The sequence below is a fragment of the Phycisphaerae bacterium genome (assembly GCA_012729815.1).
GTDB lineage: Bacteria > Planctomycetota > Phycisphaerae > JAAYCJ01 > JAAYCJ01 > JAAYCJ01.
Genome location: JAAYCJ010000242.1, coordinates 17451 through 40444 on the forward strand (window position 1 = coordinate 17451; position 22994 = coordinate 40444).

Annotated in this window: 19 protein-coding genes and 1 pseudogene; 7 read left to right on the top strand and 13 right to left on the bottom strand. The window is 65.0% G+C overall.

The genetic code is table 11. The annotated features are described in order from the left end of the window. The 6 genes from GXY33_15810 to GXY33_15835 form a co-directional block, all read right to left on the bottom strand. Entirely contained in the window at positions 1-1440 is a 1440-nt protein-coding gene (locus tag GXY33_15810; GenBank protein ID NLX06604.1) for a hypothetical protein, read from the bottom strand. Positions 1441-1587: 147 nt separating this feature from the next. After that, positions 1588-2451: a hypothetical protein gene (locus tag GXY33_15815; GenBank protein ID NLX06605.1), complete on the bottom strand. Its 864-nt coding sequence runs from the start codon at positions 2449-2451 to the stop codon at positions 1588-1590. Positions 2452-2469: 18 nt separating this feature from the next. Continuing rightward, a complete protein-coding gene (locus tag GXY33_15820; GenBank protein ID NLX06606.1) occupies positions 2470-3291 on the bottom strand; it encodes a sugar phosphate isomerase/epimerase in 822 nt (273 codons plus the stop codon). 226 nt (positions 3292-3517) lie between these two features. Beyond that, on the bottom strand, positions 3518-4954 hold the full coding sequence (locus GXY33_15825) for an isoprenylcysteine carboxylmethyltransferase family protein (protein NLX06607.1): 1437 nt from the start codon (positions 4952-4954) through the stop codon (positions 3518-3520). A gap of 228 nt (positions 4955-5182) precedes the next feature. Then, the gene (locus tag GXY33_15830) at positions 5183-6433 is read right to left on the bottom strand and encodes a hypothetical protein (GenBank protein ID NLX06608.1); all 1251 of its coding nucleotides are present in this window, start codon (positions 6431-6433) and stop codon (positions 5183-5185) included. After that, a complete protein-coding gene (locus GXY33_15835) occupies positions 6430-7173 on the bottom strand; it encodes a polysaccharide deacetylase family protein (protein ID NLX06609.1) in 744 nt (247 codons plus the stop codon). Before GXY33_15835 ends, GXY33_15830 begins: the two co-directional genes overlap by 4 nt. A gap of 342 nt (positions 7174-7515) precedes the next feature. On the opposite strand from GXY33_15835, the gene GXY33_15840 reads away from it, so the two are divergent. Further along, on the top strand, positions 7516-9717 hold the full coding sequence (locus GXY33_15840) for a hypothetical protein (protein ID NLX06610.1): 2202 nt from the start codon (positions 7516-7518) through the stop codon (positions 9715-9717). Positions 9718-9807: 90 nt separating this feature from the next. On the opposite strand, the gene GXY33_15845 is transcribed toward GXY33_15840, so the two are convergent. The 3 genes from GXY33_15845 to GXY33_15855 form a co-directional block, all read right to left on the bottom strand. Further along, entirely contained in the window at positions 9808-10143 is a 336-nt protein-coding gene (locus GXY33_15845; GenBank protein ID NLX06611.1) for an RNA-binding protein, read from the bottom strand. Between the two features lie 361 nt (positions 10144-10504). Next, on the bottom strand, positions 10505-11959 hold the full coding sequence (locus GXY33_15850; GenBank protein ID NLX06612.1) for a hypothetical protein: 1455 nt from the start codon (positions 11957-11959) through the stop codon (positions 10505-10507). 85 nt (positions 11960-12044) lie between these two features. Further along, positions 12045-12929 carry a hypothetical protein gene (locus GXY33_15855; protein ID NLX06613.1) on the bottom strand — a complete coding sequence of 295 codons (885 nt, stop codon included), beginning with the start codon at positions 12927-12929 and terminating at the stop codon, positions 12045-12047. Positions 12930-13093: 164 nt separating this feature from the next. Here GXY33_15855 and GXY33_15860 point away from each other — a divergent pair, with 164 nt between their 5' ends. Then, positions 13094-13537 (top strand): PRC-barrel domain containing protein, encoded by a 444-nt coding sequence (locus tag GXY33_15860; protein ID NLX06614.1) that lies wholly within the window; start codon positions 13094-13096, stop codon positions 13535-13537. A gap of 90 nt (positions 13538-13627) precedes the next feature. On the opposite strand, the gene GXY33_15865 is transcribed toward GXY33_15860, so the two are convergent. Then, positions 13628-14506, bottom strand: coding sequence for a hypothetical protein (locus tag GXY33_15865; GenBank protein ID NLX06615.1), 879 nt, complete (start codon positions 14504-14506; stop codon positions 13628-13630). A gap of 11 nt (positions 14507-14517) precedes the next feature. After that, positions 14518-15537, bottom strand: a complete 1020-nt coding sequence (locus tag GXY33_15870; protein ID NLX06616.1) for a hypothetical protein — start codon at positions 15535-15537, stop codon at positions 14518-14520. A 196-nt stretch (positions 15538-15733) separates the two neighbouring features. On the opposite strand from GXY33_15870, the gene GXY33_15875 reads away from it, so the two are divergent. Then, positions 15734-17242, top strand: a complete 1509-nt coding sequence (locus GXY33_15875) for a hypothetical protein (GenBank protein NLX06617.1) — start codon at positions 15734-15736, stop codon at positions 17240-17242. A gap of 22 nt (positions 17243-17264) precedes the next feature. Here the strand turns inward: GXY33_15875 and GXY33_15880 are convergent, their stop codons facing one another. Both GXY33_15880 and GXY33_15885 read right to left on the bottom strand, forming a co-directional pair. After that, positions 17265-17429 (bottom strand): hypothetical protein, encoded by a 165-nt coding sequence (locus GXY33_15880; protein ID NLX06618.1) that lies wholly within the window; start codon positions 17427-17429, stop codon positions 17265-17267. Between the two features lie 14 nt (positions 17430-17443). Further along, a complete protein-coding gene (locus GXY33_15885; protein NLX06619.1) occupies positions 17444-17617 on the bottom strand; it encodes a hypothetical protein in 174 nt (57 codons plus the stop codon). A 361-nt stretch (positions 17618-17978) separates the two neighbouring features. Here GXY33_15885 and GXY33_15890 point away from each other — a divergent pair, with 361 nt between their 5' ends. The 4 genes and pseudogenes from GXY33_15890 to GXY33_15905 all read left to right on the top strand — a co-directional run bounded on the left by GXY33_15890 (position 17979) and on the right by GXY33_15905 (position 22985). Next, positions 17979-18338 carry a PRC-barrel domain containing protein gene (locus GXY33_15890; GenBank protein ID NLX06620.1) on the top strand — a complete coding sequence of 120 codons (360 nt, stop codon included), beginning with the start codon at positions 17979-17981 and terminating at the stop codon, positions 18336-18338. Between the two features lie 457 nt (positions 18339-18795). Then, a pseudogene (locus GXY33_15895) lies at positions 18796-19905 on the top strand (hypothetical protein). A 99-nt stretch (positions 19906-20004) separates the two neighbouring features. After that, positions 20005-20817 carry a transporter gene (locus tag GXY33_15900; GenBank protein NLX06621.1) on the top strand — a complete coding sequence of 271 codons (813 nt, stop codon included), beginning with the start codon at positions 20005-20007 and terminating at the stop codon, positions 20815-20817. 209 nt (positions 20818-21026) lie between these two features. Beyond that, positions 21027-22985 carry a heavy metal translocating P-type ATPase gene (locus GXY33_15905; GenBank protein NLX06622.1) on the top strand — a complete coding sequence of 653 codons (1959 nt, stop codon included), beginning with the start codon at positions 21027-21029 and terminating at the stop codon, positions 22983-22985. Positions 22986-22994: the final 9 nt, after the last annotated feature.

Consider the following 22994-nt stretch of genomic DNA (forward strand, 5'->3'; position numbering starts at 1 on the left):
TCAGTCCTCACATCGGCGAATAAGGTCCAGGGACTTGCGGCGGGTCAGGTTCGTCGCCTCGCGGGCCAGGCAACTGCACCAGTAGGCGTAGCCGCCCATGTCGTACTGCTCGCTGGTGGTCTGGTAAGCGCAATAGCCGTTGACCTGGTCGACCGTGACCAGGCGCCGGCCGAGGCTCTGGGCCCGCAGCCACTGCGACGTCTCGGCCATGCTCTCGCCCGGCAGACCGGCCAGCACGAGATCGCCCAACCGCACAGCCTGGAGCTCGACCCGCATCGCCCGTCGCCGCAGTTCGTCCTCCGACAACCCCGCCCAACGGTCGATGATCCGGTCCATGCACAGCCAGTGCTGGTGCAGGTCGGCCAACTGCTTGACCTGCCAGGCGGGAGCGTTGCTGCGGATCGCCGCTTCGAACTCCTGATGGACCTGCCGGGACCGCGGCTCGGCGGCGGCAATCTCATCGCGGCAAGTGGGAACCGTATCGCGAAGCGGCAGATCGAGGTCCGCATACACGACAGGGCCCAGGTCGAGCGGCCGCCACCGCGGCTTGCTATGCCAAGCCTCCAGCAAAGCGTCCGCAATGCCGCAGCCGATCTCGCGCGACCGGCGGTCGCCGGCGTCCGAACCGGCGGCGTGGCGGTTCCTGGTCGACAGATCGCCGCACGGGCCGCAGAGCGTTACGCCCACCCCGCCAAGCGTCTCTTCCAGTCGCCGACGCAGATAGCCCGGCCAGTCGAAGTGGTACCACAGGTCCTTCGGGTCGCCTCGGCCGAGGTCCCACGTGCAGTTGGCAAACACGTCCGCATGGGCGGCGAAACGGGCCAGGGTGCCGAGGACCTTTCCGCCGTCGCGCTGCCGCAACACCACGATCACCCCTTGCGGATCGGCTGGGCGGTCGAAGTAGATCGGCTTCTCGAACGCGGGCAGCTCCGGCTTGTAGCCGCACATCAGCATCAGCCCGGCGTCCTGCGTGAACGGCCGGCCGGCTTCGTCGAACTCCAAGCCGTGCCAGACCGTCACCATGCCCAGTCCGGGAACGTACTGCTCGCGGTTGAGGTTGAACCGATCGCCCAGATCGATCACCGCGAAAGAGACCTCAGCCTCGCACGCCCCGGCGATCGCCTCTTGGATGGCGGGCAGGCACGCTTCGACCAGCCGGTCGACTGGCTCGCCGTCGAGCTCCAGCGCGATCGGCGCCGAGTGATTCTGCAGCTCGTGCACCCAGATGCACTCGACCGGAATGCCCGTGGCCTCCGCGATCGCTTCGCGCCACGCCCGGCTGCTGCGGCGGAACATGTACGAAAAATCGAACGCCGCGATCAGCCACCGCCGCTCGCCCTCCGCCACGTAGACGAACCGCCCCTCGATATCCGTCTTGAACGGCCGCGTCGCCGCCCAAACGCCGTTGACCGCCGCTTTCGCCAACCCGCAAACCGCCATCGCGCGACTCCTGCTTCCCAAATCCTCCAAACCGCGAGATTCTACCCCTACTCCCCATCCTGTCCAGCCTTACCCGAAAATTAAACTTTCAAGACCTGACCCCATGGGGTCAGGTCTTGAAAGTTTAATTTTCGGGCGGACCGGCGATCAGTTGGCGGGCGATGCGGGTTGCGTGGCGGCGGTTGGGGTGGTTAGTTGTTTCCGCGGTGGGCGGGCTTGTTTGAAGAGGCGTTTTTTCTGCTCAGCGGTCAGCAGGGCTGTCTCGCGGTGGTTGTCCTTGAAGGTGTACCAGACCCATTTGGGGAAGCGCGGGTCGTCCGCGTCGGCTTGGGCCATGTCGGCCTTGTCGAACCGCAGGAGCTGGTAGACCCAGAAGTTGTGGTCGCGGCCGTCGCGGGTCTTTTCGTCGCCGCTGTGGATCAGGCCGCTGTGGATGAAGTAGCATGGGCCGCCCTTCTTGAGGCGGATGAGGTCTTCGGGACTGAAATCGAAGGTGTAGTAGCTATGAGGCTCATAGCGCGTTTCGCGGGAGACAAGGAACGTCACGACCGAGCCGCAGCCCGCCAGGCCGCCTCCTCCCGACATGATGTTCACGAGGAAGTCAGGTCGCTTGTCCCGATTGAGGTCGGCGCTGTAGACGGTGTAGAGGCAGGTGGTCATCTCGTTGACGGTGGGGAGCGACAAGGCTGCTCCGTGGCGGTCGAGGACGGTGATCTCCCAGCCGCCGAGGTCGGGCTCATCGACGACGCGCAGCCTCACGACGGGCGATCCGCCGGTCCTGGATTCGGCAAGGAAGACGATGCTTGGGTATCCCTTCTTGTCGCCGGACAGATACCGGTCCGCGATAACGGGGCACCTGCGAAGCGGAACCTTGCGAGGCATCTCGCCCTGGTCGAACGGACCGTACTCAGCCGGGTAGCCGCAAACGCGCGTCGCAAAGGCGATCAATAAAACCAACGCCAAAAAGCATCGGCGCGCCGAATGACGTGCGTCTGCGTTCCGATCGGTCATCGGGAATTCTCCTTTGCGTTATTCCACCGGCGGAATCGACGTCGGACGCCCGAACATGCGATTCTGCGTGTCCAAACCGGCGGCATAGGCTGCGCTGAGAAACGCGTCGGTGTCCTGGTGCCTGGAGTGCTGCATCATGACCTCCATGAGCACCGGTCCGCGGTATTCGGCTTGCCTCAGTGCGTTGCACATTTCCGGCCAGTCGATGAAGCCTTCGCCGGGGATCACGTGGTCCACGTGCGGCCGGATGCGATCGGAGAGGTGGACCATGAAGATGCGCCCGGCGAACTCGTCGATCAGGTCGAACGGCCGCGGACCGTCGATCTGGTCGTGCGACGAGTCGTAGCAGAGGCCGAAGCGCGCCGGATCGAGTCGATGCAGGGCGCGTCGGGCCAGTTCCGTGGCCGGACCCGGCAGGACGTTTTCGATCGCCAGCCGCACACCGCAGCCGTCGAGAACGGGAGCCAGCGCGTGGCACGCGGCGAGGACGGCGTCGAGCCGACGATCGACATCGTCCGAACCGCAGGCAAACGGCCCGGCGTGGGCCACCACGAATCGGGCGCCGAAGTCCGCCGCCGCCTCGATCGCCGTTCGCACGTCGCGCGCCGCATCGGCGCCGTCAAGCGGCGGAGCGTGCAGACTGGCGACGCCCAACGAGCACTCCGCCAGTTGGCTTTTGATCCGCCTCCTCGCCGCGCGGTCCGGATAGCCGGAATGGCCAACCCTGCCGCCGAGGGACACGGACGAAAACCCGGCCTGGGCGACGCACGGGATCTGCCGGTCCAGCGGCATCTGGTATTGGAACGACGTGGCAATCGAAATGTCCGTTTGTCTGGTCACTGCTCATCCACCAAGTCACTTGGGTCTGTCGTTACGAGCACCCGCCTATTGTCACTGCGGAACCTCCTACCGTCCAGTGCGGGCGGGCAAGGCTATGGAGTTGTCAAGCGTCGAGGCGGGCCGACGCGCGGGGGTGGAGGTTCCCGCCTGTTAAAGAGGCCACAGGTTTTCGGGAAATGCAAACGCGATTTTTGGGGCGGGGGCAGGAGGGCGGACAGGGATTTGCTCAGGGATTTGCGGGGCGTGCAGGAGTGTCCTGGGAAGGCGTTGACGGCTGGGGCGGATACTCTACGGCGCGGCTGTGCGTGGGGACGGGATCGGCGGTGGGCCATTGGAGGTCGAGGGTGAGGCGTTCGGCTGAGGTGTCGGTCTCGGCGAGGTCGAGGCGGCCGCTGCAGAGTTTTTCGATGAGCCGGCGGGCAAGGAAGAGGCCGAGGGTCGGCCCCTGGATCCTGGCGGGGTGGAAGAGGCGTTCGCGGAGTTCGGCGGGCTCGGGCAGAGGGTGGCGGGCGAGGAAGGAAACGCGGAAACAGAGGGTTGGCGCGGGGTCGTGGTTCTGGGAGAAGATCGCGATTTGCAGGGGCGATCGGCCGTGGATCATGGCGTAGTGCACCAACTGGTAGAGGGCGAAACGGACGCCCACGGGTTCGTGGGACGGGCGAACGGCGGGCAGCGTGGGGATGGGTTGGTTGTCGGGCCGTTCGCAGCGGAATTCGCCGATGCGCCTGGACCACTGGGGGTCGTGCCGGCCGGGACGGGAGAGGAGGTGCTGTCGGACGTCGGCGAGGGCCTCGTCAATCCATCGCGGAAGGTCGCTGCATTCGACTGCAATGGGAGCGGAACCCGGTCGGGCGGCCCGAAGGGCCTCGAAGAACCGCTGGATTTCCCGGAGACGTGGGCTCCGCTGGGCGTAGCGGTCGATTTTTTCGGCGATGCGGTCAAGGGCGGGGTCGGGCCGACCGTCGCGCCAGGCCGCGGCGAGGAGGTCGACGTCGTCGGCGATGGCGGTCAGCGGGTGGGTCCAGCGCATCAGGACCTGCCCGATGACGAAGAGGATCGCGGCGGTCAGGGCCAGAAGCAGGATCGGGAGCGACGGGACGGTTCGGGGCAATCCGCCGGCAAGAAGCCCGTGGACGAGGATGATGAGGGCGGCGGCGGACCAGGCGAGTGCGACGCGGCCGAGTTCCTTAGCGGTGATTCGGGAGCGCGAGACGCTGCGCAGCGGGTGGGCAAGCCACGACAGGAGGTTCGACGAGGGAAGGACCTGTGGGACGGCCAGCGACCAGTTCAGATGCTCGTTTCCGAAGCGGTCGGCGAGGATCCGTTCCTCGTCGCGCAGGGCCGGTGCGTAGGCCCAGAAGAACAGGAAGGGGTAGAGAAAGACCAGGACGATGTTGCCGCTGAGCAGGCAGAGGGCGGCGTCGACGAGGAAGTTGGCCAGATAGTAGGGGTGTCGGACCAGGCTGTAGACGCCGTCGGTGCAGAGCACCTCGTTACGGACGAGGGTTGCCTTGGTCAGGATTCGCAGCAGGCTGGCGGCGGCGAGGACGATGAGGGCCGTTGCGATGAGCCAGGCCGGCGCGGGGAAGAACGGGGCCGAGCCCGCGGCCAGCAGGATGACCACGTCTCGCAGGTTGCCACGGTGCAGCGAGTTTTGTTTCACAGGCACAATCCATACGACAGCAAGCCGGTTGTTCGGAAGTCCGCAGATATCCAAGCCCCGCCTATCCGTTTTACGGCAATGCAGTTATTGTATCATGTTGCCGACCGATTGCACGTGATTTTTTCGCGGAGTCGCGGATGGAAGGGGGTGGCGCTGTGGTGGCGGAAAGGGCCCCACGCCCCGGCGGTCGCGGCTCTCTGAAGGCGATGGGCGGCAATGGGTTGTGGTTCAGCGGCGGTTTTTGTCGGCGACGTGTCGGATGATGTCGGCTGCGAGTTGGCAGTGGTCGGGGGTGTATTTTTCGCAGAAGGTGGCCCATCGGATGAAGGTGTCGAGGAATTTGGCGGCGGTCGGGCAGGTGTCGGGGCCGTAGTGGTAGCGTCGGGAGGCGGGCGGCATGGAGTAGGGATAGGTTTTCTCGGCTGCGGCTTTCTGAAGGAAGGTGAGGGCGGCGCGCATCAGGTAGTAGCGTCCGGTGCCGATGGCGGGGATGTCGGCGGCGCACTGTTCGGCGAACTGGTCGGTGGTGCAGGTGAAGGCGTGGGGGTCGATGGAGAAGCCGGCCATCCAGCAGGAGTAGACGTCGAGGTAGTCGGGGATCGGCAGGGGGGTGATGCCCGGGATCTCGGCGAGGAGGTTGGTGAGGAGGCGGATCATCTGGTCGCGCTGGGCGACGTTTTCGGGGGCGATTTCGAGCTGGGCCAGGCAGATGGCGGCGGTGCAGGCGGGCATGCGGTAGGCGTATCCGGCGGCGATGTGCTTTCGTCCGAAGCCCGGTTCGGCGGCGGCGCCGCGACTCTGGCCGATGAAGCGGATTCGTTCGGCGAGTTCGTCGTCGTTGGTGATCAGGCATCCTCCGACGTCGGAGCCCATGGTTTTTTCCGAGTCGAAGGAGAATCCGGCGGCGTGGGACATGGTTCCGGCGAGTCGGCCCTTGTAGCGGCCGAAGACGGATTGGCAGGCGTCTTCGTAGACGATCAGGCTGTGTTTGGCGGCCAGTTCGTTGATCGGGTCCATGTCGCAGATGATGCCGGTCTTGTGGACGACGAGGATGGCGCGGGTGCGGTTGGTGATGCAGGGTGCGATGGTTTCGGCGCTGAAGTTGACGGTGTTGGGCGCGGTGTCGGGGAAGACGGGGATCAGGTGCTCCTTGACCAGGCCCATGATGGTGCCGTAGTCGGTGACGGGCGAGACGATGACCTCGTCGCCGGGATCGAAGCCGAGGGCGGCGGCCAGGACGTGGAGGGCGGGTGTGCAGCCGGGGGTGGCGATGCAGTGTTTGACGCCCATCGCCTGGGCGAAGGCCTTTTCAAAGCGGCCCATCATATCGACGATCAGGCCGCTTTCGACGACTTCCTGGACGTATCTGGCGGCGTTTGGGCCCATGATGCGGGGGAAGGGGTTGGGCAGCGAGCCCTTGAGGCTGGTATAGGCGGCGGCGCCGTAGGCGGCACGGTCGAGCTTCTTGGCTGAGGTCATCGGGAGTTCCTTTCGTTGAGGATGTAACGGACGACTTCGTTGGGTTCGGCGAGCCAGACGTCATCGCCGCCGACCCGGCGGACGGTTTCGAATCGCTGATCGAGTTGTTCGGTGGTGCAGTCCTTGGCGGGATGGATGGGCTGGCCGGGGGTTGGGCAGTGGCAGTAGTCGATGATCCAGCCGCCGGCGTCGGCGGCTTGGTGGAGTCGCTTGTAGGGATCGAAGGCCGAGTGGAAGGGCGGGGGATACTGGGTGTGGAGGGGGCAACGGGCGAGGCGGAGCAGGTCGGTCTGAGCGGTGTTGATGTCGTCGTAGATGGTGAGGTTGGCGAGGTAGCCGGCGTCGGCGGCGTGTTGGTGGACGATGGGCTGGTGGCTGTTGTCGCCGGGCAGGCAGAAGGTGGTCACGGGCATGCCGAGTTGTTTCTCCAACAGCGTGCGGCTCTCGTAGAGTTCGAATTGGACGTTGTCTTGGGTGATCAGGGCGTGGGTCATGCCGTGGCAGGAGACGCCCCATCCCTCGTCGCGGAGCTGTCGGATTTGTTCGGCTGAGAGGATCATCATGCCGTTGTAGCTGCTGCCGGGGACGTTTCGCGGGACGCCGATCTGCGAGGCGACGAGGGCCACGTGGCCGGGAATGCCGTATCGCCGGTGAAGCGGGACGGCGTGCTTGAGCAGGTCGGCGCAGCCTTCATCGTAGGTGATCGAGTAGACCCACTGTTTTCCGTTTTTCCAGGTCATCGCTGGGATTCCATCCAGGGTTCGTTGAATTCGGTGCTATCTCCCATGTTATCCGTTGCCGAGGGTTTGTCGCTGGACAAAACGATGAAAGGCGTGCACAATCCTACGGTCGAGGCGGAGGGGTCGGCCGGTTCGGCGTGCCCGCCAACCGCGTCGAACGGGCGCTTTGGGGGCGATTGGCGCGGTTCGTCAGGGTCGCTCGGATCATGCACGATGGCCGTATCGGGAGGGGGGCAGTTTGCCGTTGTGGGGGCGGGGCGGATAGACGAGAATATCGGGCATAGGATTTATGGCGGCCGTGGAGGGTTCACGGGCGGCGAGCGACCTGAATCGGGAGATCACATGACGACGCTGGAACATGGCGGACCGGAGATACTGAAGCTCAAGAAGCTGGCGCAGGCGAAGCGATTCGACGAGCTGGAGGCGGCGTGGATTGCCGCGGCGGAGTCGGGCGATATGAGCACCGAGGACGTGATGATCGTGCTCGGGGTGCTGGTGCGTCAGAAGGAGACGGCGACGGCGGAGACGCTGGCGTGGTGCCTGCTGAGCGCCTGGAGCGAGCGGAAGGGGGCGCCGGCGACGCTGGTGGCGGCCAAGCGGATCGCGACGGCGTTGGAGGGCGGGAGCATTCGATCGGAGACGGCTGAGTTGTGCCGGAAGGTTTACGCCGAGCTTCCGAACCGCGATACGCTGATCGATATGACGGTGCTGCGGGAGGCGACGCCGCTGGCGGAGGCGTTGGCGGAGATGGAGCTGATGGCGGCGTTGCCGCCGGGGAGTTTCGTCCGCGACCGGAACCTCAGCGCGCCCGGCCAGGTGGTCGGGCTGGACCCGGAGCGCAAGGCGTTGATCGTGAATATCGGCGGTCAGGAGCGGCGGTACGAGGGTCAGTCGCTGGGCCGGCTCTCGGCGATGGCGGCGGACGATTTCAAGGCGCTGCTGATTTTCGACCGGCCGCGTCTGGCGGCGGTGGCGGCGGAGGACCCGGAGCGGTTCACGATGTTGATCCTTCGGGAGTTCGGGCCGGCGCTCAAGTTCCGGGAGCTCAAGGCCCACGTGGCGGAGATCATCGGGGAGTCGGCGTGGTCGTCGTGGTGGTCGGAGGCGAAGCTGCGGATCAGCCGTTCGCCCATGATCGACATGAGTTCGAGCAGCCAGCCGACGTTCGAGCTGCGGAACCGTCCGATCAGCCACGCCCAGTACATTCGCCACCAGCTCGACACGGCGGGCAATCTGGATGAAAAGTGTGCCCGGGTGTTCGATTACGCCCGTGAGCTGTCGGCGGGCGCGGAGGCGGACGGCGAGGTCGTGGCGTTTCTGGACACGGAACTGGCCCGGGCGGCTGGGGAGTCGAAGGAAGGGTACGTGAAGGTGGCGGTCGAGGCGGCCCGCGAAGAGCTGGCCCGCGCCGCCGGTCGTGAGTTGGCGGCGCCGGCGGTGAAGCTGGCGGAGGTGATCGCGGGGGAGTCTGACCTGTCGGTGATGATGACGCCGGCGACCAACGATGAGGTGGCGCGGTGCGCCCTGTCGTGGGCTCGCGGGCAGTTGGGGGAGAACTGGAAGCCGTTTTTCGCCGACATCTTGCCGGGCAGTCCGGCGGCGGTGTGCGAATGGCTTGCCCAGGAGTTGCTGGCGGCAGGGGAAGGGCACCGTCTGGCGGTGTCGGCGGAGGCGGTGGTGGGTTCGCCGGATCGTTACCCACGGGCGGCGCTGTGGTTGTGGAAAGCGGTGACGGGGAGCCCGAAGGCGGCGTTCGCGGAGCGGATTGACGGGGCGGCGGCGTTGAACGCGGTTTTGGCGGCGGCGGCGGTGGTGAAGCGCACCCCGCCGTTCGCCGACGGCGAGTACGTCAAGAAGGTGGCGGCGATGATCCGAGGGGCCCTTTCGGCGGGCAAGTTCGAGCCGGTTCGGGTGGTGCTGGAGGACACCAGCGCCGAGCGGGTCGGGTGTTTGCGGGAGGTGGTGCAGCGGAACCCGGGGCTGACGGAGATTCTGCGGAACGACCTTCTGCGGGTGTTCCACCACGCCCATCCGAAGCTGTTCGTCAAAGAAGTGCCGGCGTGGCAGGAGGATGCGATCTACACGACGGCGGAGGCGTTCGGGCGTCAGCAGGAGGCGTTCGCGCACCTGGTGAACGTCAAGATCGCGGAGAATGCCAAGGCGATCGGGGAGGCGGCGGCTCGGGGCGACCTGTCGGAGAACGCGGAGTTCACGGCGGCTTTGGAGGAGCGGGACCGGCTGACGGAGCGGGCGACCCGGATGCGTGAGGAGTTGACGAAGGCGAGGATTCTGGAGCCTGGATCGGTGCGGACGGACCACGTGACGATCGGGACGCGGGTGCGGGCGGAGAACGTCCAGAGCGGCCAGGTCGAGGATTTCACGTTTTTGGGTCCGTGGGACGCCGAGCCGGAGCGGCGGGTCTTTTCGTACCAAGCCCGGCTTTCGCAAGCATTTATGGGAAGGAAGGTCGGTGAGGTGGTGGAATTCTCGGCTGAGGGAACGAACCTGAACTGGAAGATCGCGGAGATCGAAGCCGTCGTGTGACCCCCCGGTCGGTCGGCTGCAGATCCAAAAAGAAAGGGAAGCCGTCCTGCGACGGCTTCCCTTTTTCAAGTTTTTGCGGAAACGAGTGGTCTAGTAGCGTCCACCGCGACCGCCACGGCCGCCGCCGCCGCCGTACCCACCGCGGCCGCCGCCACCGCTGCCGCCACGGGGACGGTCTTCGCGGGGCCTGGCCTCATTGACGGTGAGGGTCCGGCCGTTGACTTCCTTGCCGTTGAGGGCGTCGATCGCGGCCTGGGCTTCGTCATCGTTGCCCATTTCGACGAATCCGAAACCCTTGCTGCGGCCGGTGCTGCGGTCGATGATGACCTGAGCGCTTTCGACGGTGCCGTAGGCGCCGAAGAGTTCTTCCAGCGACGAGTCATTCGTGTCGTAGCTCATGTTGCCCACATACAGTTTCTTGCCCATAGCATTCTCCAATGACTAGGCGGTTCCGACCTGAGTTTTACTTTCCAGGTCAATACGAAAGGGGTCATAATTCCGACCCGGGAAGGCGGTTAGGCGACTGGCGGTTTTTGATGGGATCATGAAAGTAATCTGTCAATGCCCTGCTTCATTCGACTGACCAACCGATGATATGATAGCATGACCCTGGATATTTATCAAACGTAAAAAGAGCAAGGAAATTCGTTTTTATTTGTCGGTCGTTTTCTGACCAACAGCGAGTGATGGGCGACACCGGAATACATTCTTCTATAACTGTATATTATATAATAATTACTGTAATGTTAACTCTATGGCGCCACGGGCATCAGCAAGGGCGATTCGGTCACTCCCTGGTCACCTGGAACGCAAAAATTTTCATATTCTTCATTTCGAACCGCAGGTAGACTGCTTTGCCCGTCAAAACCGAAAGATCGCCGTTGCCGCGCCAGGTGACGGGAGCGTCGGTGCGGTTGGCGGTGACGGGGTCGGCGTTTTCGAGGCGGAAACCGGGGATGCCGGGCATGGCGCCGAAGTGGCCGCCGAGCGGCGGGTGTTCGGTCAGTTCGACCTTGATGTAGGCGTCGGCGGCGCCGCCTTCCTTGCGGCTGCAGTTGATGCGGAGGCGATTGCCTTCGAGGAGGAATTCGCGGGTCAGGAGGAAGCCGGTCTGGTCGCCGGCCTCCTGGGCGGCGAAGCGGTCGCGGCGGATCATGGCGACGCCCATGCCGCCGGCCATATTTTCATCGTATTGCGGGGCGACGGTGCCGGTGAAGTAGATCAGGAGGTGGTCGCCGTGGGGGACGGGGGGGCAACTGACGGTGATTTGTCCGCCGTCCCAGTCGCCTTCGCGGCCGCGGGCCAGGAAGGGCTGACGCGACCAGAACCGCTGCCAGTGCAGGCCGTCGCGGCTGACGGCCAGGCGGGTCTCGTTGGCCCCGCGGTCGTCGCCTTCCATGGCGTGGTAGAGCATGAGGAACTGGCCGGCGTAGCGGAAGACCAAGCAGGCGTCGTAGTCGGGCGTGTCGCGTTCGTCGGGGACCATGACGGTGCGCGGGTAGGACCAGTGGACGAAGTCGTCACTGGTCATGGCGGCGACGCGGCGGCGCATGTGGCGGTGGGCGATCTTGCGGCCGGCTCCGTACATGTGGATGGGCCGGCAGTAGAGGATCCAACGCTTCCGCTCCGGGTCGTACACGACGTGGTTTTCGCAGTCGCTGTGGTAGTCGAGGATGTGGTTCTCGCCGGTGAGCTTCCAGCGGAGGCCATCGGGCGAGACGGCGAGGTTCACGCCGCTTTGGAGTTCGCCGGCGAGCGGCCGGGCCTCGAGGCAGATCATCTTGTAGCGTCTGGCCTGGTCGGTTTCGGCTTCGTCTCGCCAGACCTGTACGCCCTGGACCCGCTGGCGGTGCGTGCCGCAGTAGACGATGTTGGTTTTTTTGAAACCGGGAAAGTCGCAGACGTCGAGCAGGGGTTTTTGCCAGTTGAAGCCGTCGTCGCTCTCGGCGTAGCCGATGTAGTAGACCGGTCCGGCGGCGCCGTAGTAGTTCATCATGGAGATGCACTGGTACCACATGCGGTACTTGCCGACGGTTTGGTCGTAGATGACGTGCGGCCGGTAGGCCAGGTCGCCTTCCCAGGGTTTGTCGCGGACGAGGATGGGATTGCGGATGAACTTTTCGGGCCGTTCCAGGACGCGGGCGAGCCGCCAGCGGTCTTCGACGATGTGGTCGTCAAGCAACAGGTGCGTGCCGCAGCCGATTTGCAACGGCTGGCCGGCGAAGTAGTCGTGCTCGGTCATGTCGAGTCTCCCAGTCGGACGCCATCATCGACGCGGAACGTACCGCTACGGACCATTGTATCATGCCAACGGCGGTTATGAACCGCTATCGTGCGTACGCAAAGTCGAAGGCGAAGAGGGTGGCGTTGGTCAGTTCGATCCGGACGTGGAGGGACCGGTTTTCGGGTACGGTCGGCCAGCGGCTGATGTTGTTCCAGCGGAGGGGCGCAGCGAGATGGTCGCCGGCGATGGGCTGGCACTGGTCGAAACCGTATCCGGGGATCGGCTCGCCGTTTTCGTAGGTCAGCGCGGCCCGGAGGCATCCGTTGGGCTCGGTGACGGCGTTGAGGGTCAGGCCTTCGACGCGTCTGGTGCCGGGAGTCAGGATGATCCGGTTCGACAGGTACGAGCGGTAGCCCATGATCCGGTCGCGGGTCCACTTGGCCAGACCGATCCTGGCGAAGCCGCGAAGTTCCTTGAGGGTCTTGACCCACTGGGCGTAGTCGATGCCGTGGCCGCAGTGGCCGTGACGGTCGATCGTGCCGGTGAAGTACAGCCGCGTTTCGTCGCCGACGTGGATGGGGTTCGAGGCGGTATAGAGCGCGCCGCGGGCCCAGGCGGGCGCGTCGTCGGCGCAGAGCCAGTCGGGCCGGCCGGGCAGGTGATGCCAGCAGCCGCCGCGTTCGAGTTGGTAGACGATGGAGATATCCACCCGGCCCATCACGCCGATGCACTGGACGGGCAGTTGGTGGCGGAAGGTCCAGAGGAACCCGACGGTGGGGCCGTCGGTGGGCATCAGGCCCGCGCCGTAGTAGTCGGCGGAGGCGAAGCCGCGAAGCCTGGCGTGGTGGTCGTCGTACTCGTCGGGTATCAGGGCGCTGACGGGCTGGGAGGGTTGGCCGTCGATCCACTCAGCGAGAGCCAGCGGGCGAACTGGCGGAGATTTGGCATGTTGGGCATTGCGGTTTTCACGGCCTCCGGCGGATGACACGCTGGGTTTCCAGTATGGCTGGGGGATTTGGTCCGTCAAGTTTTTCTCTTGCGCGGGATCGGGTGTATGTCTGACGGGGGTTCAGGGATGTTCCGCGGCGGGATTCAGGGGTTTGGCCGATTGTGGCGGATGGGCGTTTCGCATAGGTTGGACGTGCCAACTGTATGGGGGGCCGAAGGCGGATGCACGGAGGGTTCCGGGCCAGCCGCGGCGCGCTCCCGTTCTGGAACCGTATAAGGAGGTATCCGATGGCCATTGCCGACGTGGTAAAAGTGACGAGCCTGACCAACGTGGACGTGTACAACCTTCAGGACGAGAAGGTGGGGACGATCCAGAACCTGATGATCGACGCGGAGCGCGGCTGCATCGCCTACGCGGTGCTGTCGCACGGCGGGTTCCTGGGGATCGGGGACAAGCTGTTCGCGATTCCGTGGTCCTCGCTGGGTCTGGACACCGACCGCGGGATCTACACCATGGACGTGTCGCGGGAACGGTTGGAGAACGCACCGGGGTTCGACAAGGACAACTGGCCGAACATGGCCAACGAGGAGTGGGGCCGTCGCGTGCACGAGTACTACGACGCTGAGCCGTACTGGCTGCACGTCTAAAGTCCGACAGGCAGACCAACCGGCAAGGTGGGCCGTTTCGGCTCGCCTTGTCCTGCGCGCGGAGATTCCGCCCGGACCCTGCGCAGCGGGCTATTTGGTCATGGCCAGTGACAGGGCGACCAGTCCGGCGACCCCGAGGGTGCAGGCGAGGCAGGCGGTTCGGCTGAGGCGCTCGCGGTAGAGAACCCGGGCCAGCAAGAGCATGATGACGGCGGGCCCGGCGATCACGAACGGGAAGACCAGTTCGGGTCCAAGGCGGGGCAGGACGGTCAGCACGGCGAAGGCGATGGCCACCTGGAGGGCCCCGTTGACTGATCCGAAGATCAGTTCGTTCCCGCGGAGTTGCGTTTGGCCGAGGCGCAGAATCGCCGCGGCGAGGATCGCCGCAGAGATGCAGTTGAACGCGCAGATCAGGGCCAGGGGCTTGGCCGGGTCGTGAATGCTGGCCACCAGTTGGCCGGTCATGCAGAGCCCCGACAGAACCCAGCAGAGGACCGCCCAGATCAGCCATCGAAGCGAGACGCTCCTGGTGTTGGCGGGGTTGCCATCGGTGGGGCGGTTGAAGGCGAAAGCGATCAACGAACCCAGCACCAGGACCAGGCCCGCTCCCAACTCGTTGGTGAACGGCCGGGGCTGAAGCCACAACGCCCCCAGCGCCACCGGCCAGACCAGGCCCATGTTGTTCATCGCGACGGTCGGCCCGGCCGGGCCGATCCGCAGGCAGTGCATGGCGATCAGACAATAGCCGACGCCGTAGCCGAGGGCGACCAGGGCCCCAAGGCCCCAGACGACCGGGTCGTCGAGCGGCTGACCGAGGGCCAGGGCCAGGATCCCGGAGATGACCGCCCCGCTGAGGGCGACCCAGAAGCCGAAGGCGACGGCGCGGCCGCCGCCGTCGAGGATGCGGCGATTGCCCAGCCAGATCAACGTTCCACAGATCACGCCGAGGGCGACAAGCAGTGCATCCATGTGAATGGGCCTCAATCGGATGAGGTGGCGGCGCGGGCCATGGCCTCGACGTTTTGCGGCGGGACGTTGGGCAGCAGGGCCTCGTGGCTGGGGCTGACAATCAGGCATGGGCCAAGGAGCTTTTTGACCCGCCGGACCTCGGCTTCGATCTGGTCGGGCGAGCCGTGGACCAGGAGCTGCTGGGTGTCGATGCCGCCCATGAAGGCGATGCGGCCCTTAAAGTCCCGGGCGAGGGTTTCGGCGTCCATGTTGGCGGCCAGAGCCTGGAGCGGGTGAAGGCACTCGACGCCGGCGTCGATGAGCCGGTCGATGACCTTGTGGATGGCCCCGCAGGAGTGGAGAATGACCTGGTAGCCGTGACGGTGGGCCTGGTCGGTGAACTTGCGGAACCAGGGCATAATGAACCGGTCGAATTGGGTCAGGCCGCAGATCAGGTCGAGCTGGGTGCCGAAGTCGTTGCCGAAGAAAAAGCCGTCGATCTCGTCGCGGGCGGCCTCGAAGAGCCGCTCGTTGGCTTCGTAGTAGAACCCGCAGACGCGGTCGGTGACGGCCAGGACCAGTTCGGGGTTGTCGTACATGTTCATCATGTAGCTTTCCATGCCGAACAGGTCCATGACGTTGTGGTAGAAGGGGGTCCAGAAGCCGCTGGCCCGGTAGACGTCGCCGGCGTTGCGGAGGGCGGCGACGCAGTCGTCGAGGTGGAGGTAGTCGGGATTGGGCCAGGGGAACTGCTCGACGGCGGAAAGGTCGGTTGCGTCGGCGAAGGGTCCGGGCTCGCCGTGGCGTTTCTTGGAGAGCCCGAGATCGAACATGCCGCGGCCGTCGGGCGACCGGTAGGTGCTGGCAAACTCGTGCGGGCCGATCCAGCGGAAATCGTCGTCGAGTTTGCGGCGGAGTTGCTCCGGCGTTTGTGTGCCGAAGTAGCGGTGGTACAACGGCCAGGTCTCGCCGTGGGGGTTGCCGATCCAGAATCCGCAGCGGTCGGCGGCTTGGCCGGAGATAATGGTGCGGATGCGTTGACGATGAGTCATCGTGGACCTCCTTTAGTTGGGGCTGCCGTGCATCAGTTGGCTCAAGGGTTTATCGTCATGGCAAGGGGCGGTCAAGGGAAATGTGAACTGACTGGACTCCGGCATCCGTCCGGCTAGAATGTTGCCCAAGAATGCGGCAAGGGCCGCGACCGACAATCTGCAAAGGACCGCATCGGACGGCAGAAAGGACCACGACATGCCCGGCTTGATGCTCAACGAGGACGACAGCCACTTTTATGCGTGCCGACCGCCGGAGAAGATCAACCGCGACGGCGTCTACGAGCTGGTGGACCACTACATCAGTCCGCCGATGAAGGAACTGATCTTCAACGTCAACGCCATGCGGGCGAATTTCCCGAGCCGCGTCTGGCCCCGGGTCTGGGACGGGTTCGATCCGGGCCAGGGGCTCGATCAGCCGAAGCTGCGGGCCGTGCCGGCGGAGCATCGGCAGCGCGTCTGGGAGATGTACCGCAATCTTTCCTCGCTGGACATTCCGCGGTGCTGGATCGAGCGCGTTCGGCATCATGGGCGATCGGCTTGGCTTTCGGTCCGAATGAACGACGTCCACGACGTGGACAACCTCGATCTTCCCGGGCACAGCCCGTTCTGGCGGGATCATCCGGAATACTGGCGGGTTCCGGATCCGCAGCGATTCACGACGTGGACGGACCGGGCGTTCGATTACGGTCACCAGCCGGTCGGCGAGTACTTCGTGAGCCTGATCGAAGAGGTGTTCGATCGCTATGACGTCGACGGCTTGGAACTGGACTGGATGCGGTTTCCCCTGCATTTCCGTCCGGGATTCGAGGACGAGGGGCGGGAGATTCTGATCGACTTTCACCGGCGGGTCCGGGCCCTGGCGGATTCTCACGCGGGGCGGCGCGGCCATCCGATCAGGATCGGCGTGCGGGTGCCGTCGCGCCCGCAGACCGCATGGGCGATGGGGCTGGACGCGGTCGCCTGGGTCAAGGAGAAGCTGGTCGACCTGGTCGTGATCACGCCGTTCTGGCCAACCATCGAGTTCGACATGCCGATCGAGCTGTGGCGGGAGCTGCTGGCGGGCAGCGGCGCGACGCTGGCGGCGGGCTTGGAGATCTGCGTGCGGCCGTCGCCGAAGGTCTGGCCGAAGCACGACGATCTGGTGCTGAACACAGCGGAGACCGCGCTGGGGGCGGCGGCGTCGCTGCTGGATCGGGGAGCGGACCGGATTTACCTGTTCAACTACATGGACAGCGGCACGACGGTGCAGGATCCCGACGACTACCGATCCATCCTGAACCGGGCGGGCGACCCCTCGACGATTGTGGATCAGCCGCGGCGCCACGTCGTGACGTACAGCGACACGGTGGCGCCCGGAGAACCGGAGGCCCTGGCCCTTCCGTCGCTGTGCCGCGCCGGTCAGCCGTCGCGTTTCCGCCTTCACATCGGCCCCAAGCCCGAACGCGGCACGGCCCGCGTTTTTGTCGGATGCGGCGAGAACGGCAACCAGGACACTTCGCCGCTTGAGGTCCATGTCAATGGAACTCGGTGTACGCCTGGGGAGTATCCCTTGCCCAGACCGATCCATCCTGTGGTTCGCCAGGTTCGCGGGTTCGCGATTCCGGAAGGTATCCTGCACCGAGGCTACAACTGCGTGGAGGTTTCGAGCGCCAGTCCCGATCCGCACGAGGTCTTCTGGATCGAGATCAGGATCGAGCCGGCGTAGGGCTGGCGGCCGATTCGGCTGCCTATTGGGGGGACGGTGGTCTGTCGCGTTGCGGGTCGGCGAGGGCGGCCAGTTGGACGAAGAGCTTCTGGCGGGCGGTCAGTCGCGGGTCGTTGTGGGCCACGGGCTTGCCGTCGATTCGGTAGGCTTCAAGCCAATCGGCGTTGTCGGTTCGGCGGTCGGTCATGATGGATCTCTGGATCAGGAGGCCAGGGCCCAGAGGTGGCTGGTGTCGGCGTTGGCCCGCAAGGCGTTGAGGACCTTCTGGTACTCGTTGGGGCCCTGGGGGCGGAGTTGCGGTCGCGTGGCGTCGGTGTTCTCGGTGTTGCGTCCGGTCGAGAGCCAAGGCTGCGTGTGCTGTCGTGTCTTGAACATTCGTGATCTCCCCTTTGTGGTTGCGACAGACAAGGAATGCAAACCGCGTGCCGAAGGAGGAAGGATTCTTTTTGGGTTTAGGAGGCGGTTGCGCGGCGGGAGCGGTGGGGGATTTGCCCCGATTGGGTCATTAGTGGGGGAAATTCCGCAGCGGTGATGGGTTATCGGTCGTGGCGTCGGATGGGAGATTGGCCCGATGGGTGGTGGGAGTTTTGCTCACCCGGGATTCAGGTGCGTCACTGATTGCGGTTGAGGCTGCGCGGCTGTAGCTTGATTGGCACAGCCGGGCAGGGCGTTGAGGTGCTTATCGTTACGGCGGGAGAACAGCCGCCAGTTGTGGATCGGACGAAAGGGGGCGCCGATGGCGATCGGGAGAATCTACAAGGGGTCGAGCCTGCTGGACGTGAACGTCTACAACCGCCAGGACGAGAATCTGGGAACGATCACCGAGGTGATGGTGGACGTGGATGTCGGCTGCATCGCCTACGCGGTGCTGTCGCACGGCGGGTTTCTGGGGATCGGCGAGCAGTTGTTCGCGGTTCCGTGGGCGGCTTTGGAGTTGGACGATCAGCGTGAGGCGTACGTACTGGACGTGACGCCGGCGCAACTGGAGCAGGCGCCGGGGTTCCAGCGTGACGAGTGGCCGGACATGACGGATGAGGCATGGGGCCGGCGGGTACATGAATTCTACCATATCGAGCCGTATTGGCAGCACGTCTGAGCTATATGAATGGAAGGTGATCGACGCCGATCCTTGTTCGCTGACGAGAGCCGATGCGAAGGGGAAGCCTCGGCCGGAGGCTGGAGATGGATCGGCGTTGCGACCAGAGATACAGCAGGGGATGTGGCGAGAGGCGGGCGTCCCGCAGAGGGCGGTGGGATGCCCGCCCGACTCTTGGCCGCTGGGTGCGGGGTTGGAGTCGCCTGGGAGGAACGGGAGGATCGTCATGACTGGCACACTGAGACAATGGTGGTGGGCGGGATTGATCATGGCGGCGGTGGTCGCGGCGTGGGGTTGCGAGCATTCGCCGTGGCGGTGGGAGCAGCGGGACAAGGTTTCGTACCTGCGCGGGCCGTACAACTATGACTTCTGGAACCGGCACAATGAGTCGTACCGGTTCGGCTCGACAATTCACTTTGCCCATGGGATTCAGCACGACATCCTTGAGACCACGCCGCTGGCCGAGCACGTGAAGTGGGACGAGTGGACCAACGGCCGGTACGTGGACAAGTCGTATGACAAGATGCGGCTCGAGCCGCACATGATGTACTGGGGGCCGTACGTTTTCCAGGGAGCGTGGAAGCTGTACTGGTCAATTGACTGGACGCACATGCACCACGAGCAGACGTATGACGTGCTCAGCTCGCCGCAGATCGCCTGGCCGGACAAGGACCCCTGGACGGTGCGGTCGGTGGGCTACTACCTGGAGATGTCCGAATGGGCGCGGAGCCCGGCCCCGCTGGACCTGACGATGCGGCGGGCGGGCACCATGATGAAGCCGTACTTCACGTACTTTCGCAACTACTATCCCAAGTCATCCAATTACTTCTTCGTGGCTCACTGGTGGCACCCGGTGATCTACGAGGCGATGATGATCGCGGGCAACGACGACGAGCAGAGCGTCTCGGTTCAGCAGGCCCAGAACCTGCTGCCGGTGGCGCTGGAGGACCGGCCGCTGCGAATGCTGCTGTCGCGTGAGATGATGCCGCGGTATTCGCGCATGTCGCCGGCCTCGGCCAACATCTTCGACAACCTGCACATGCTGCACGGGATCGCCTACGACATCCTGGCCTACGAGGGCTGGACGATGGACCAGAAGCGTGCGGAGCTCTACCGGGTGCTGAAGGCGATGAGCTACCAGGAGGGTGACGAGCAGTACGTCCGGACGTTCCCGCTGCCGCACCCGGAGATGGACCCGCGGGTCTACTACGAGTGGATGAAGCCGGTGGAGGGCTCGATGAACGAGATCATGTTCACCATGCTCCAGGAGATGTGGCCGATGATGAGCCCGGATGGGAGCGGCGAACTGCCGCCGGAGGTGGTCGACCAGTTCTGGAAGAAGATGACCCCGGGCCTGCAGGAGGGCGAGGTCGAAGGGTCGCTGCACGATGCGATTATGGCGGTGGCCCCGAACATCAAGATGATGCCGGAGGCCAGCGAACCGGGCGTTCCGGCGCAGAAGATGATTGACGCGATGGTGGAGGCATGGACGAGCCGGTTGCCGGAGATTCCGGAGGTCGAGCCGTACCCGATGGCCGAAGACCCGGTTTTGCCGCCGCTGGAGAAACCAGCCGACGGGGTGATCGCGCCGTTGGACCCCAACGACGTGCAACAGGCGAAGCGCGGATGGTGCCTGACGTGGTAGACGTGCGGAGGAGGAAGAACGATGAACGCGACGATGGCCCGAATGTTGGGCTGTGCGGTGCTGATTGCGGGGCTGATCGGTATTGGGGACATGGCGCAGGCGGCGGACCACAAGAATCTCGAGGAGAACCTGCCGCTGACGGTCGAGGACGCCTACCCGATCGGCTATCTCGGCCGGGAGTTTCAGCTCATCACCCGTTACGAGCGCGGCGAGAAGGGCGAGGACCGGTACCTGGTCGAGCCGGTGCTGGAGTTCGGGTTCCCGAGGAACGGGGAACTGTCGATTTCGGGACCATTCTTGTGGGGCGAGGGCGAACCGGACGGCTGCGACGATGTGACGCTCGAGCAGTTGTACCTGCTGAACCAAGAGACGCGGGTGCTGCCGGCGTTCGCGGTGATCGGCAAGGTGCATGCCCCGACGGGACCAGAGAGCGAAGGGGTGGACTGGACGCTGAAGATGGCGGCGACCAAGACGCTGAGCCGGTCGTGGTATCTGCATCAGCTCCACGCGAATTTCGCCTGGACGTTCAACGAGAAGGAGCGGCCGGGCGAGCGGGACGGGTTCTACGAAGCCGTGCTGGGCTACAGCGCCCGGATCAACAACGAGACGATGTTCCTGGCCGACTTCGTGCGCGACGAGGACATCGAGAGGGGGATCGAGAGCAATATTTTCGAAGCCGGCGTGCGGTACATGCTCACGCCGTACGCGGTGCTCTCGGGCGGTGTGGGCTTCGGGGTGGGCGACGACTCGCCGGACATCCGGGCCACGCTGGGCATCCAGATCTCGCTGTTCGGCAAGTACGCGATGTGGCGTCCCGCGCCGAGGAAGGACTAGACCTGTGCCAGGCGACTTAGGAATACCGTTCCAAGCCCGAAGGCATAGGTGAATGGGGAGGCAAACCGGTGACGGCCAATCAGGACCACCAACACGAGCACGGCCATCACGGGCACGATCAGCCCGAATCGCGGGCGGCGCGAGGATCCCAGGAGCAGGCGATGGTCCAGCGGGGGGCGCACGCGGGGCACGAGTCCCATCACGCCCACATGGTGGCCGATTTTCGCCGGCGGTTCTGGGTCTCGCTGGTCCTGACCGTGCCCGTGCTGATCCTGGACCCGATGATCCAGGAACTCCTGGGTCTGCGGGAGACGCTCCACTTTCCCGGTGACAGTTACCTCCAGTGGGTCCTGGCGACGATCATCTTTATCTACGGCGGACGGCCATTCCTCGAGGGGCTGCGGGATGAACTGGGCGATCGGAGCCCGGGCATGATGACGCTGATCGGCCTGGCGATCAGCGTCGCCTACCTCTACAGTTCGGCGGTGGTCTTCGGCCTGACCGGCAAGACCTTGTTCTGGGAACTGGCCACGCTGATCGACGTGATGCTTCTGGGGCACTGGATCGAGATGAAGTCGGTCATGGGGGCCTCGAAGGCTCTCGAGTCGCTGGTGCAACTGATGCCGTCGGAAGCCCACCGGGTCACCGAGTCGGGCGGCACGGTGGACGTGCCGATCGCTGAACTGAAGCCCGGCGACCGCGTGGTGGTCAAGCCGGGCGAGAAGGTCCCGATCGACGGGCAGATCGTTGAGGGCCGCACGAGCATCAACGAAGCCATGCTGACCGGCGAGAGCCGCCCGATCGAGAAGGCCGAGGGCGACCAGGCCATCGGCGGGTCGGTCAACGGCGAAGCCGCCTTCACCATGGAGGTTCAGAAGACCGGTGATCAGACGTACCTGGCCCAGGTGATCGAGATGGTTCGCAAGGCCCAGGAGTCCCGCTCGCGCACCCAGGATATCGCCAACCGAGCGGCGCTGTGGCTGACGATTATCGCCTTGAGCGTCGGTGGGGCGACACTGGTGGTCTGGCTGGCGTTGGGGGCGGCGTTTGAGTTTTCGCTGGAGCGGATGGTGACGGTGATGGTGATCACGTGTCCGCATGCCTTGGGCCTGGCTGTGCCGCTGGTGGTGGCAGTCTCGACGGCCATCTCCGCCGGCAGCGGGCTGCTGATCCGCGACCGCAGCGCCTTTGAGCGGGCCCGCGACGTGGACGCCATCCTGTTCGACAAGACCGGCACGCTGACCGAAGGGCGGTTTGGCGTCTCCGACGTGATTCCGCTGGCGGATCAGGACGAGCGGGAGCTTCTGCGGCTGGCGGCCGGCCTGGAGAGTCAGTCGGAACATCCGATCGCCCAAGGCATCGTTGACGGGGCCAGGGAGCGGAACGTTGAGTTCCCAGCGCCGCGGGAATTCAGAGCCATTCCCGGCCGTGGCGCTCGGGCGATTGTGGACAATCGGGACGTCAAGGTGGTCAGCCCCGGATATCTGAAGGACAACGATCTGACCGCTGACGATGCGAAGGTTGGAGCGATGGCGGCGGAGGGCAAGACGGTAGTCTACGTGCTGGTCGAGGACCGGGTGGTCGGGGCGATCGGCCTGGCCGACATCATTCGGCCCGAGTCGCGCGAGGCCCTCGGGCGGCTCAAGGCGATGGGCATTCAGACGATGATGGTCACCGGCGACGCGGAGGCGGTCGCCAGGTGGGTGGCCCGGGAACTGGGCTTGGACGACTATTTCGCGGAGGTGTTGCCGGACAAGAAAGCTGAGAAGGTCCGCGAGGTCCAGCAGCGCGGGCTGGTGGTGGCGATGGTCGGCGACGGCGTCAACGACGCTCCGGCCCTGACCGCCTCCGACGTGGGCATTGCGATCGGGGCGGGAACCGACGTGGCCATCCAGTCGGCCGACATCGTTCTGGTTCGCAGCGACCCGCGAGACGCGACGGCGATGATGAAACTGGCGCGGGCGACCTATCGGAAGATGGTCCAGAACCTCTTGTGGGCCACCGGCTACAACGTGGTCGCCATTCCGCTGGCGGCCGGCGTTCTGTACTCGCTGGGCATTGTGTTGAGTCCGGCGGCCGGGGCGGCCCTGATGGCCCTCTCGACGGTGATCGTGGCGATCAACGCGCGGTTCCTTCACGTCGAACGGGAAGGCGAACGGGCTGCATGACAGGCCGAT

Coding starts and splice junctions, on each gene's coding strand:
- GXY33_15810 (NLX06604.1), bottom strand. CDS start 1,440: ATGGCGGTTTGCGGGTTGGCGAAAGCGGCGGTCAACGGCGTTTGGGCG.
- GXY33_15815 (NLX06605.1), bottom strand. CDS start 2,451: ATGACCGATCGGAACGCAGACGCACGTCATTCGGCGCGCCGATGCTTT.
- GXY33_15830 (NLX06608.1), bottom strand. CDS start 6,433: ATGACCTCAGCCAAGAAGCTCGACCGTGCCGCCTACGGCGCCGCCGCC.
- GXY33_15835 (NLX06609.1), bottom strand. CDS start 7,173: ATGACCTGGAAAAACGGAAAACAGTGGGTCTACTCGATCACCTACGAT.
- GXY33_15840 (NLX06610.1), top strand. CDS start 7,516: ATGACGACGCTGGAACATGGCGGACCGGAGATACTGAAGCTCAAGAAG.
- GXY33_15845 (NLX06611.1), bottom strand. CDS start 10,143: ATGGGCAAGAAACTGTATGTGGGCAACATGAGCTACGACACGAATGAC.
- GXY33_15850 (NLX06612.1), bottom strand. CDS start 11,959: ATGACCGAGCACGACTACTTCGCCGGCCAGCCGTTGCAAATCGGCTGC.
- GXY33_15860 (NLX06614.1), top strand. CDS start 13,094: ATGGGGGGCCGAAGGCGGATGCACGGAGGGTTCCGGGCCAGCCGCGGC.
- GXY33_15865 (NLX06615.1), bottom strand. CDS start 14,506: ATGGATGCACTGCTTGTCGCCCTCGGCGTGATCTGTGGAACGTTGATC.
- GXY33_15870 (NLX06616.1), bottom strand. CDS start 15,537: ATGACTCATCGTCAACGCATCCGCACCATTATCTCCGGCCAAGCCGCC.
- GXY33_15875 (NLX06617.1), top strand. CDS start 15,734: ATGCCCGGCTTGATGCTCAACGAGGACGACAGCCACTTTTATGCGTGC.
- GXY33_15880 (NLX06618.1), bottom strand. CDS start 17,429: ATGACCGACCGCCGAACCGACAACGCCGATTGGCTTGAAGCCTACCGA.
- GXY33_15885 (NLX06619.1), bottom strand. CDS start 17,617: ATGTTCAAGACACGACAGCACACGCAGCCTTGGCTCTCGACCGGACGC.
- GXY33_15890 (NLX06620.1), top strand. CDS start 17,979: ATGGCGATCGGGAGAATCTACAAGGGGTCGAGCCTGCTGGACGTGAAC.
- GXY33_15900 (NLX06621.1), top strand. CDS start 20,005: ATGAACGCGACGATGGCCCGAATGTTGGGCTGTGCGGTGCTGATTGCG.
- GXY33_15905 (NLX06622.1), top strand. CDS start 21,027: ATGGTGGCCGATTTTCGCCGGCGGTTCTGGGTCTCGCTGGTCCTGACC.